Annotated in this window: 9 protein-coding genes and 1 riboswitch; of the genes, 1 reads left to right on the plus strand and 8 read right to left on the minus strand. The window is 41.1% G+C overall.

What is annotated here, in order from left to right:
- Positions 1–35: 35 nt before the first annotated feature.
- Positions 36–131: riboswitch (TPP riboswitch) on the minus strand.
- 142 nt (positions 132–273) lie between these two features.
- Complete coding sequence (locus L0657_RS13170; RefSeq protein ID WP_235151259.1) at positions 274–777, plus strand: GNAT family N-acetyltransferase; 504 nt, start codon at positions 274–276, stop codon at positions 775–777.
- Between the two features lie 252 nt (positions 778–1,029).
- Here the strand turns inward: L0657_RS13170 and L0657_RS13175 are convergent, their stop codons facing one another.
- The 8 genes from L0657_RS13175 to L0657_RS13210 form a co-directional block, all read right to left on the minus strand.
- Entirely contained in the window at positions 1,030–2,136 is a 1,107-nt protein-coding gene (locus L0657_RS13175) for a bile acid:sodium symporter family protein (protein ID WP_235151260.1), read from the minus strand.
- A gap of 88 nt (positions 2,137–2,224) precedes the next feature.
- On the minus strand, positions 2,225–3,154 hold the full coding sequence (locus tag L0657_RS13180) for an RraA family protein (RefSeq protein WP_235151261.1): 930 nt from the start codon (positions 3,152–3,154) through the stop codon (positions 2,225–2,227).
- Positions 3,155–3,278: 124 nt separating this feature from the next.
- Entirely contained in the window at positions 3,279–4,556 is a 1,278-nt protein-coding gene (locus L0657_RS13185; RefSeq protein ID WP_235151262.1) for an amidohydrolase/deacetylase family metallohydrolase, read from the minus strand.
- Positions 4,557–4,843: 287 nt separating this feature from the next.
- Positions 4,844–6,409, minus strand: coding sequence for a SusD/RagB family nutrient-binding outer membrane lipoprotein (locus tag L0657_RS13190; RefSeq protein WP_235151263.1), 1,566 nt, complete (start codon positions 6,407–6,409; stop codon positions 4,844–4,846).
- Between the two features lie 22 nt (positions 6,410–6,431).
- Positions 6,432–9,869 carry a SusC/RagA family TonB-linked outer membrane protein gene (locus L0657_RS13195; protein WP_235151264.1) on the minus strand — a complete coding sequence of 1,146 codons (3,438 nt, stop codon included), beginning with the start codon at positions 9,867–9,869 and terminating at the stop codon, positions 6,432–6,434.
- Positions 9,870–10,148: 279 nt separating this feature from the next.
- On the minus strand, positions 10,149–11,276 hold the full coding sequence (locus tag L0657_RS13200; RefSeq protein WP_235151265.1) for a FecR family protein: 1,128 nt from the start codon (positions 11,274–11,276) through the stop codon (positions 10,149–10,151).
- A gap of 145 nt (positions 11,277–11,421) precedes the next feature.
- Positions 11,422–12,027 (minus strand): RNA polymerase sigma factor, encoded by a 606-nt coding sequence (locus L0657_RS13205; RefSeq protein ID WP_235151266.1) that lies wholly within the window; start codon positions 12,025–12,027, stop codon positions 11,422–11,424.
- A 223-nt stretch (positions 12,028–12,250) separates the two neighbouring features.
- Complete coding sequence (locus L0657_RS13210; RefSeq protein WP_235151267.1) at positions 12,251–12,709, minus strand: RidA family protein; 459 nt, start codon at positions 12,707–12,709, stop codon at positions 12,251–12,253.
- Between the last annotated feature and the right edge of the window lie 26 nt (positions 12,710–12,735).

Genomic DNA, 12,735 nt, shown 5'->3' on the forward strand with positions numbered 1-12,735 from the left:
AATGGACCTTGCGAAAGATTCATTAAGATACAATAGCAGTATCTCTTACTTTTCCCTATCGGCAGTACTAACTGCATCAGGTTCAAAGGGTATTATCTCAGTCCGCATACGGGACACCCCTAAAGTTTCCGTAAAGCTATTGGAAAAATTGGAGTTTCAAAAAAATAATATTTAAATCCTGATTTTTGAAGATTGTGAAACTGTGAAAGTTTTGTTAATTATGAGGTAACTTTGAATTTGTCATATTAACACCTCAAAAAGAATCTGCTTTTAATGGATCTTATTATCAGAAATGCTGCTCCGAAGGACTTGCCGGCCATATTGGAAATTGTTAATCAAGCTATTTTAGAAACCACTGCCATTTATGATTATGAGATCAGAACTTTGGAAGAACAGACTGGCTGGTTTAATAAAATGATAGAGGATGGTATGCCGGTGATCGTGGCTGAATTTGAAAAGGAGGTGATCGGTTATGGTTCTTACAATATTTTCCGTCCAAAAATTGGTTACAAATTCAGCGTCGAACATTCGATTTATCTGAATGACAAATCGCGTGGAATAGGGGTAGGAGGCAGGTTATTGGGAAGTTTGATACAGCGCGCAAAAGAATCAGGTTTGCATACGATGATTGCAGGGATTGATGCAACAAATCGTGGCAGTATTAAATTTCACGAAAAATATGGATTTGTTGAAAAAGGGTATTTGAGAGAGGTAGGTTATAAATTTGATCAATGGCTAGATTTGGTTTTTATGCAATTGATCCTGAAAGAAGATTAATTGAATGAGCCCTGAAAGGGCGTAATATCTTAGAATCGGGCACCGCCCGATTGATCCGGGATGTGGGCATTCTACAATTGCGTATTTCGAATTCCAAATTCACAATTCAAAATCGCGAATTCCGACCTCAAATCCATTCGATCATTCCGCCAATCGCCCATTCCGCCATTCCGCCATTCCGCCATTCCAATAGGGCGTTGCCCTATCCTAAATTATGACGCCCTTTCAGGGCTAAAAAGGGCGTCGTATTAATCAATGAGCTCGTCCAGTTTCCACATAAGTTTCCTCATCACCCGTAGGTTTTCTATGCCAATATGAAGCCAGGATTGAACCGGTAATGTTCATCAACGGGCCAAAGACAGCCGGTGCCAGACCCACAGTCGCCATTTTACCCATTTCCTTTGCGATTCCTGATGCCAGACCACCATTTTGCATACCCACCTCGATTGCAATCGTACGGCAGTCGCGTTCATTCATTTTAAATAATTTGCCCGAAAAATAGCCGAGAGTATATCCCAAAAGATTGTGGATCAAAACCAAGCCGATCAATGCCGGTCCAATTGTTAAGAGACTATCCCTTCCCGCAGCGGTGATGATCACAATAATAAAGGCAATTCCCGACATAGAAACCAAGGGCATCGCGTCGTCCAGCCATTTTGCTTTTCCACTGAATAATTTATTGAAAATTAATCCCGCGCCGATCGGGATGATCACCATTTTTACAATATCCCACATCATGTGCAGCATATCAATCTGAATAAACGCCCCGGCATAAAGTTTCATCAACATCGGTGTCATTAACGGAGCGAGCATTGTTGAAACAGCTGTAATCGTGATCGAAAGTGCGAGATTTGCCTTTGCCAGATATGAAATAACATTGGAAGCCATACCATTTGGTGAACATCCGATCAGGATAATACCCGCGGCAATTTCAGCAGGAAAACCACTGACGCTTGCAAGTGTAAACCCAAGAAGCGGCATAATGATGAAGTGACTTACAACCCCGATAAAAACCCCTCTCGGCATTTTAACAACACCTACAAAATCATCGAAACTCATTGAAGTCCCCATACCAAACATGATGATCTGAATGAGTGGCGTGATTAGTATGGCAAACTTGAAACCATTAAATTCCTGAAAATATTGAGGATAATATAATGCAGTGCTTACCGCCGCGAAAATAATAGTAGTATAAGTAAATCCTTTAAGCGATTCCGAACCTCTGAAACTGATTGCCAGAGCCAGAAAAAATATGATGAAAAACGGACCGGCCTGGTCAAGACTTCCTGATACGGCAAAATAAAGTGCAACGACCAGACACAAAACAGCAACACCAGACAGAAGCTTATAAATGTTCATAAAAATATATTAATTATGCAATTTTAAAATCGGCGCATTTTAAGGAAGAAAACAGAAAATACTTACTTCATGATTTCTTCCTTTGGTATTACCAGGTTCTTTTTTTCATGTATTCGTCCAGATCAGAACGCTTCATCGGAATTTCATTCGGATTTTTGTCAAGCCATTTCAGGAAGTCTTCTTTCAGTTTATCCGACCATTGGCTATCGATCTGTCCGGGGGTATATTTTCCCTCTTTCAGCATCAAAATTCCGAACTTATCTCTTAAGGCAATAAATTCAGCTGTCATAACCACTTTTTCTGCTAAATGTGCAGGAATAAAAATAACTCCCTCTCTTTTAGCTAAAACCAGATCTCCTGGAAGCACGATCGCGCGACCGATACGTATGGGCGTATTCAACCCGGTTAATACCACATCTTTCAGATAAGAAGGATCCCAATCCCGCACAAAAGCGTTGAAACCCTCTATTTTTGACAGTCCTTCCAGGTCGCGGGATGATGCGTCGAAGATGACACCGTTACCGGTTTTTGCAAAAATGGAGTTGCCAAGATTGTCACCGATCAACGTTCCTTGTGCAATTTTTCCAAACCCGTCAGCCACATAAACATCGCCCTTCGAAAGTTGGTCGATTGGCCAGGAATTGGTATTTCCAATGCGGCCATTTTTAGCACCACGTTCCTTAATACTTTTCTCAATATCTGGCCGTGAGGGCATAAACTGGGCCGTAAGTGCACGGCCAGCAACAGGAACATCATCATGAATCATTTTCCAGTTTCCATCAAACTGACAATTGTATCCTTCATTTTGAAGTACAACCCAGGCTTCTTCAATGGCAATTTCTTTGGCACGACGTATAAGATCATCAGAAACCTTTGGCCGACCATCGGGGAATCTTTCACCTTTCCATTCCGATGTCAGGAAAATAAGTTCTTCTTTGGAAATTGTTTGTGCCTGAGACTGGCGGGAAAAACTAAGGCTAAATAAAAGCGCTGCGGCAACGATGTATTTAAATTTCATTGAATTTTTATTAAAATTTTACTGGGGGCTGACATGCCAGATTTAGATTATTTGCCTGTCGTTTTTAACGGTAAATTATCTAATTTTAAAAAGCCTGTCAACCTGCTGATTTACTAAAATCTGTCTAATTTCTCTTGGTGACTACCATCGGTGAAGTGATCCCGTTCAAGTCATATACAACCTTTCCGGCGCGTATGGTAAGCTCGCATTCCAGCTTTTCCTTTCCGGTTATTTTTGTTCCGGTATAATCAAAAAAGCCAAAAACGCCGGTGTCGTTCATACTGAAATTTCCTTTCAGTACCCGTAAAACTGCTATATCAGCAAGTCCACCAACAGTCAAACTTCCAAGTTTTTCTCTGTGAATCGCCTGCGCCGGAGCCCATGTACTTGCTTTGATCACGCTTTGCAGGTCCATACCCATAGCCAGGAATTTTGACATCACATTCAGCATATCTTTCATGGCGGCGTTCATGCTTCCAGTATGAATATCGGTACTGATCGTGTTTGGATAAAATCCACTTTTAACCGCAGGAATGGCCTGAGAAAAAGCGAAACTGATTCCGCCATAACCTACATCAAACAGAATTCCTTTTTTACGGGCGTCGTAAACGAATGGCTTAATCTTCCCGGTTTTTACATCCAAAATCGGCTCGCGACTTGATAACTGACCAAAACAATGCGTGAAAATATCGCCTGGACGAAGATGCTGCATGAACAATTCTTCGATGGAAAGTACAGGTGTACTTCCGCCAAAATCGATCATAACCGGAATATTGGCCAGTTTGCCGGCTTCCACAGCTTTGTCGGTTGGTGTCCAGTCGTGGCCGTTATAATGAGCCAATTTAACACCGACGATATAGTCTGGATTTTCTTTTGCAACTCTTGCTGTATTTACCGGATCCATATCAGCAATATTCTGCTCATAAGTCCCGCCGCGCATACCTTCTCCTACAATATTCAGAAAAGATAAAACACGGGTTTTAGAAATATCTATGGTTTGTTTTTTGAAGTCAGGAAATGATTTCCAGCCTGCGCATCCGGCATCCACAACGGTTGTCACACCGGTACGAAAAGTAAATCCGTCAGGTGCCAAAGCGTTAGGGCCGTTGCTGTAAGTCTGGTCCATTTTTGTTCCGTAAAAGTTATGCGAGTGCATATCGATCAGGCCCGGAGTTACATACATTCCTTTGGCATCTACAACCTGTAAGGCAAGTTTTGGATCAATGTTTTTGGCTACACTTTTTACCGTATCCCCATTCAATGCAACATCCATAATGCCATTGATGTTGTTTTTCGGGTCAATCACATGGCCGCCTTTTATGACGATCGTGTATTTTTGAGCATTTGCGTAAATGCTGCAACTGGCAGCATATAAGCAAATTGATAAAATGATTTTTTTCATTATTAAGGATTTAGGAATAGTTGATTATTACTGTAACTCGCTTAGTATTTAATTATTTGGATGGTATTGCTTTCAAAATTGAGAGACAAAATAGTCAAAAATAAAAAATATCACTGAGCGACCGGATACGTCAATCTCAGTGATATTTATTTTTGACTAAATACAAGCGATACAGTCGATTTCTACGAGTAAGTTTCCCGCTACTGAGGCAAATAATTTTTTGAGGATTGATCTGCGATCTGTTTTCATACGGCTGTTATCAATTGAAAAAATAAGTTTTGCTGAAATTATTTATCCCACCAGACAACGCTTGAAAGTGTGTTCGTACCGCCTTGTCTTGTTCTTGATTCCAGGAAATTATCTTTATTGTAACTTTCTTCTGAATCCGGAACTACAAACCGTGTGGGAATTTTTCCGCCGGTAAGGTTTCCAGGGTAATTGGTTGGTGTCAGTTTAGGATATCCTGTCCTTCTCCAGTTTGAAAAAATTTCATATTCATCTTCAAGAAACAGCGCAACCCATTTTTGGGTACCGATCTGCTCGAATTGCTCTTCAACGCTTCCCGAAGTTTTATAAGGATTTGCTGCAATGTATGCATTGATTCTAGCGTCGGAAATGATACCCGGACTTCCAAACAATGCCCAGTGTTTCATACCTGAGGTAACTGCACTTTTGTATTCAGCCTCCGCCGATGTTGCAGTATACCAACCTCTGACCGCTGCTTCTGCCAATAGCAAGTGTGTTTCAGCAGCTGTAAAAACCAATAGAGGCGCGTTATATTTCAAAATTGTATTTGGATTTGGTTCAGAATATGAATCAAAATCAGCAGGCAGAGAGTTGAACGCAGCATTCGGCATACCTTTTTGCAGTGCTGTCGCTGTATCTGCCACGTACGCAGATGTTGCAGTTGGTTTCACCCAAACAACTGAAATTACATTCAGACGTGGATCTTTGGTTGTTTTAAGATAGTCGATCAGCGTTTTTGCCAGTTTCCCGCCTTCAACGTTATCGCCGCCCGGCGTAACGTAATCCGTGCTCATCAAACCGCTTGAAATAAAGTTTCTGCTTGCCGTTACTGACCCATCTACATAAGCAATTGTTGCAATATCTTCATCGCTAATAATAACCCCACCTGCAATCGCTTTCTGAACCCAGGTTTTAGCCAATGCTGCATCAACCTGCGTCAGGCGCATTCCCAAGCGCAACATCAGCGAATAACCAAATTTTTTCCACTTGGTAATATCACCGCCATAAATCAAATCCGAAGTACCGAACGTTGCCTGAGCCGGATCGAAAGCTGCAATCGCCTGTTCCAGTTCCTTCAACATATCTGCATAAATCGCCGACTGCTCGTCGTACTTGGGCGTGTAGTTTTTCTCCGTAAGCGCCTTCCCAGCTTCGCTATAAGGAACGTCTCCGTACAAATCCGTCAGTCTGTGATACATATAGGCCTTCCATATACGGGCAACAGAAAGTTTGTTCACATCAGCAGGCAGGGTATTTACCGATGCAATTACTTGCTCAATGTCGATAACGGCACCTTGCGTTGTCATGTCTGTTCCGCCATACAATCCCCAGCTTGCGGTGGAGTAGGAATAGTTGAAATACTTATCCCCAGCGGCTGGAACTTCTTTGTAAGTTGCGAAATGTTGCATCGAACCTCCAATGGTTAGGTATGCCGCACCTGTAAAATTATTGCTTACGGTCGCTAATTGCGTTCTGGTAAAAAGGAAACCAGGAACAACTGCGGTGGATGCATTCGGATTTACGTTCATTTCTTCAAACCCGTTGTCACAGGCAGTGAAGAAAAGGGCCATCGGAGCCAGATATAATAATCTTAAGAACTTTTTCATATTCACTAAAATATTTTAATGATTAAAATTTCACTGTCAGGTTCACACCCAGGCTTCTTGTTCTCGGCACACCAAATGCTTCAAGTCCCTGTGCGTTTCCGTTTGAATAACTGGATTCGGGATCGAAGTAATTGTTTTTCTTATCTTTATATAGAAGCAGTACATTACGTCCAACCAGAGAAACTGATGCAGACTGTAATTTCAGGAATGACATTTTATTTACGGGGAGATTATAACTCAAAATGACCTGACGAAGTTTTATGAAATCGTTGTTGAATGTGAACATCGATGTATAATTCTTGTCATTATCATAGTAAGTATCGATGTCTTTTTTCTCCCAGGTTTTAGAGAATGGCGCTCCTTCAGGTGTTACGCCTGTTACTGTCAAACCAGTCTCGCGACCAGGAAGTGTTTCTTTTGGCAAACCAAATCGGTAGGCATACTGGTACATGTTGGAGTAAACGATACTTCCAAACTTACCATCTACAAGAATATTCAAAGAGAAATTTTTGTATCGGAATGTGTTTGTTATACCCATCGTAACCGGAGGGATACCTCTTCCAAGTTTTTCCAGATTTCCTCTGACAGCATACCCGCTGGCTGTGTTGTAAACAACATTTCCACTCGCGTCAGTAAGTTTTTTATAACCCCAGACTTCACCGTATGAGCCACCTACCACGTTATTGATACGACCTCCGCCAACACCGTCGCCGATAGCAAGACTAGGAAGTCCGTCGGCTAGTTTTACGATTTTGCTGTCGTTATAAGCAAAGTTATAGCTAACATCCCAGGTGAAATTTGCCTTTTTCAACGGCGTTCCGGTGATTAAAAGTTCTACCCCTTTATTGCTCAACTCACCCACGTTCAAAAGTGCGGAAGTATAGCCGGAAGAAGCTGCAATTGAGCTCTGAACGATGTCATTTGTTGTTTTGCGGTTATAAAGCGTTACGTCCAATCCCAAACGGTTGTTAAGAAAACGCGCTTCAATACCGGCTTCGTAAGTAGTCGAAGTCAAAGGTCTTAAATCAGGATTTGGTACCAGCGAAGATCCAAGCTGCTGAACTGCGCGGCCATTGTGTCCGCCTTGTGCCATCGCATAACTCTGGTAAATCTGGTAAGCAGAAACGTTCGCTCCACCCACCTGAGCCCAGGAACCTCGTAATTTTGCAAAACTTACTGCGGAAGGCAATTTGAATGCCTCGGATAGAATAAGAGTTCCGCCAATCGCAGGATAAAAAATGCTGTTGCTTGATTTGTTAAGTACAGAAAACCAGTCCTGACGACCAGACATGGTGATATAGGCAAGTTCTTTGTAACCTAAATCAACCGATCCAAACAACGAATTAATACCACTTTTTGAATAAGTTGGCGTAGTTACTGATGTGGCAAGGTTGGTGAAACTATAAAAATTTGGTATCGTAAATTCTGTTCCATTAAATGCAGTCTGGTCGTAGATGCTTCGCTGCATATTACCGCCTGCCAATGCTGAGAAACTTAAATTTTCAAAAAAGTCCTTATTGTAATTCAGCGTTACCATTCCGTTTGTCTCAGAAGAAGTAATTTTCTTCGCTTCGTAAACACCCAGCGGCTGGTAAGCATTGTTTGTCGGTACCACAAATTCATAATTGAAGTTGTAGTAATCCTGGCTTACGCTCGCCTTAACGAATAAGTTGTCAAGAATGTCATATTTGATATTCGCCTGACCAAGAAAGCGGTTTTTTCTATCCTCGTTTTTGAACTTATTGATAACCATATAAGGGTTTGGCGCAGCCGGAACCGGGTTCCATTCAACTTCCTTACCCGTTGTAGCATCGTATCCGGGAGCAAGATTTCTGATGTCTACCGTATTGGCGATCAAATAAGTTGCCCAGTGCGGGTTGTAATCTGCATAACCTACTTTTGGGCGGTTATGGCCATTTTCAATATTGTATTGAACCACCGTTTCGATGCTCAGTTTTTTTCCTAAAAACGCATTGACGTTCAGGTTAGCGATTCTTCTGTTGAAAGATGAATTGGGAACTATGCTGTTTGAGCTGGTATTGTTCAACCCGAAACGGAAATTCACTGTTTCGTTTCCTCCTGTGAAAGAAAGGGAATTGATATAGTTTGTTCCCGTTCTGTAAAAGTTTTTAAGGTTGTCTTTTTGTGGAGAATACGGACGCATCTGGCCATCAAACTGGATCACAGGAGTTCCATCCATTCTTGCACCATATGACAAACGGCCGGTACTTTTTGCGATTGTCTGCGTAGCAGGTTTTACACCATCAACACCCTGTCCGAACTCATATTGCCAGTCAGGAATGATTGAAAGACTTTCTGTTGAAACGTTGCTGTTGAATTCAACACCGATTCCCTTTTGTGCGCGACCTTTTTTTGTAGTGATCAAAATAACACCGTTTGAAGCACGTGCACCGTACAAAGCTGCTGCCGGCCCGCCTTTCAAAACGCTGATTGATTCAATGTCATCCGGGTTAATACCACCGATACCATCACCGCGGTCAGTGTTGTTACCATTCCCATCGGATGCATTTCCGCCACCGGGCACGCTGTTGTCCATCGGCATACCATTAATCACGTACAATGGCTGGTTATTTCCACTTAAAGAACCATTTCCACGAATAATAATACGGCTTGATCCACCCGGACCGGTTGACATACCAGTTGCATTAACACCGGCAATTTTACCTGTCAATGCATTTGCAACGTTGTTTTCACGTGCTTGGGTGAACTCGCTTCCTTTTACTTCCGTCACTGCATAAGCAAGCGCTTTTTTCTCTTTGGAAATACCAAGCGCCGTTACAACAACTTCGTTTAATGCTTTTGCTTCCGGAACAAGTTGTACTGAAACATCAGCTTTGTTGCCAACTGGAACATCCTGAGACGTATAACCTACGAAACTGAAAGTAAGAACCGCAGTAGCCAGTTCCTGATCAGATATTTCAATCGAATATTTCCCTTCTCCATTTGAAGAAGTTCCGCGTTGCGTTCCTTTTACCAAAACACTCACGCCAGGAAGTCCTGAGCCGGTTTCGTCCGTTACAGTTCCGGTGATATTCTTTTTGGGAGCGTCTTTTGTGGAAGGTTTTGTTTCAGTAGTACTGGACTCACGTTTTAAAATAATGCGGTCCTGAACTACTTCATAAGTTACGTTATATGGTGACAGAATTTTTCCGAGAACTTCTGATAGTGATTCGTCCTGGAATTTGAAAGTGCCTTTTTGATTGTTAAATATCTGAGGGTTGTACATGAACTTAACCTTCGTCACATTTTCAATTTTATCCAGCACTTTATCAATTTCGGCATTGGATAAACGTAGGGTTACTTTTTGGTCAAGCACGCGCTGTCCGTTCACGGTGTTCGCGTGAACCAGCGTTGTGAAGAGCACTGCTAATAAGGCTTGATACAGACTCATACGCATGATTTTCTGCAAAGCATGTTGATAATGTACTGATTTTGACATAATTTTGTTTTTGTCGGGTTGAAAAATTCGGCAAAATGATTCCCTGGTATCCGCAGCAATGCGGAAGGTGTAATGAGCTTACAAATGGGATGACTGGGGTCGGTGATGTTGGCGCATCATCGACTTGTTTTTTTAGAGATAATCAGGTGCAGATTGTACGCATAGGCTTGGCTTCATTTAGAGTTCATAATAGTATAGGTCGCTGGAAATTATCTTACTTCTGAAATCGGTATTGTTCGTGTTGCCTTGGTTTATTTTCTTTGAACCTATCAGGTTCATTTATTCAGATTTTTCATTTTGGTAAGTACAGCCTTTGCTGTAAATTATAATACTTGCGTCAAGTTGCTCATAACGAGCGTTGATCGTCCGGCAGATCAGGTCCACTTTTTCAAAAAGCGGCTCGTCGGATAAGGAGGCGGTTAGGTAACAATCTTTCATAGTTTCAGCGTCAAAAAGAATTTTTACACCGTAGGACTTTTCGAGCGCCTCAAAAACGTCTTTTATAGGTGTGGCCTTGAAGTCAAATGATTGTTTTTGGATTGGTAAATCCTGCAATTCAGGATCAGCGATAAGGCTTCTAGTCAGCCGAAGATTTCCGGTAGAAAAAACAATCTGCTGATTCGGCGTCAGTACCATAGCCCCCAATTTATTATCAGCCTGTTGTGTTTCCAGATTTTCATCTGTTAATGCGAAAACAGATACTTTTCCGGTTTTTACAGCCACTTTCACATCTTTATCATTCTCAAAGGCGCTGATGATAAAACTTGTACCTAAGACCTTCGTAACCAGATTATTTGCATAAACATAAAATGGCTGATCCGGATTTTTGGCAACTTCAAAAAATGCTTCTCCTGAAAGAAAAACCTCTCTTTTTTCTCCTTTGAAAGTCTGAGGATAACTGATACTGCTTTTTGGTTGCAGAAGAACAGTACTTCCGTCTTCCAAAGAAACCAGCTTTGGCCGGTCCGTGTCATTTGTCGCTTTCAAAAGCGGCTCTTTGATCTGGCTGATAATCTGGTTGTATAAAAGATTATTTTGTTTCGAAGCAGAATATTTGTTGCTCATCCACCATCCTAATCCAAGGATCATGATGATCGAAGCAGCAGCGCGATACCATTCCGGACGGAATATTAATCTTCTAGACGAGTATTTTTCTTCTGTTTTTTCCAAAACGGCAGACAAACGATCAATTTCATTGGTTACCTCTTCGTCAGATATTTCATCAAAAGTTTCAAATACTTTATCAAGTAAATGGCTGGCTTTGTCAATCAGATCTTGTTTGTCGGGATTTTGAGACAGCCAATTTATCCAGAAATTGCCGGCATCCGGGTCCTTAGAGAGCTTCCAAAGTCGGAAAGAATGGTCAACAGCTAGCTCCTCAGGTTGTAAATTTCTGTAATCTTGCATTGTAGGTCAGGCGGTATTTTGGCGTATTTAGATAAAGGATGCGTAAATCATCGGTCAATACTCTTTTTTGTAAAATTATTTTTTGATTTATTTTGAAAGCGGAGAATAAACTACGGACTCGTAAAAATGGTAAGGGGAGTGTATTTTAAAATATAAGCGTATAAATTATTAGAATCCAGTGACTTAGGAAGGGGATTTGGCTTTTTAAAGTAGTAATCGCCTTAAACAATAAATTTGCAACAGATTGTCTGTTAACCTGCATCAGATCAGCAATCTGCTCATTTTCCATTCCTTCATAAAATTTAAGGAATATCGCTTCCTTCTGCCGTTTTGGAAGTTCATTAATGGCAAGTCTTACCCTACGCTGACTTTCTGAGTAAGTTTCGTGTTCCTCAATCTCGGTTTCGATTGTATGGTTATCGGTGATCTCGTCAATTTCATCGAGATCGATAAAGGGATTTTTATTCCGGCGAAATTCCTGCAAAATCTGATTGCGAAGCGATTTTAGAAAATAAATGGTAACAAATTGAATATTGATTGTCTGGCGCTTTTCCCAGATATGAATCAACAATTCCTGAATTGCGTCTTTGATATACTCTTTATCAGCCGTAAAGCTGGTAGCATAATTGAAAAGCGTGCGATAAAGTTTGTCGGCGAGACGACAAAAAGCAACACTGTCTCCAGCTTTCGATTGCTGCCAGAGGTCCAGAAGAATTTCATTTTCCAGAATGATGCGTTGCTTTTTCTCCAAGTAGGTACGGGGTTATTGATGTAAATTAACAGTCAAATAATGGAAATAAGAAATATATGAGGTAAAAATTATTATTTAGCAGAATATAATACTGTTTGTTTATAAAAATTCAATATAACGTAATGTTTATATTGCAAGATTTAAAAATAAAATTCCTGCTGAATAGTCTTAATGACAGATATTCAGCAGGATCAGACTATTGATTAGGTTGTGTTTTGTACGATTAAATGTAGGCAATACAGTCAATTTCGACCAGGGAATTTCCAGGTACGCCACCATAAACCGCCACGGTTGTGCGAACCGGCGGCTTGTCACCAAATCTTCCTTTATATGCTTCATTCATAGCCTTGTAATCATTTAGGTCATGAAGAAACACGCTGCATTTCAAAACCTTACTCATCGAAGAGCCCGCAGCGATCAGTTCCTTTTCAAGTTCGTCCAAAACATGTTTTGTATGAGCAGTGATATCACCTTCAAAATGCGCGCCTTTACCGGCCACGAAAACCATATTATTGAATTTAGTATGGCCTGAAAATAAAGGCACATCCTGCAATGTGGTGATATTTCCTGCCTCTTTTTCAGGAGCGCTGTCTTCCTTTGCCTGAGCTACTGTTCCTATACCTGCAACGCCTGCAATTGATGCGAATAATTTTTTGAGGATTGATCTTCTTTCGGTTTTCATCTTTTTGGAATTAAGATTTGTGTTAA

The organism is Dyadobacter sp. CY345 (genome assembly GCF_021502725.1).
Lineage (GTDB): Bacteria > Bacteroidota > Bacteroidia > Cytophagales > Spirosomataceae > Dyadobacter.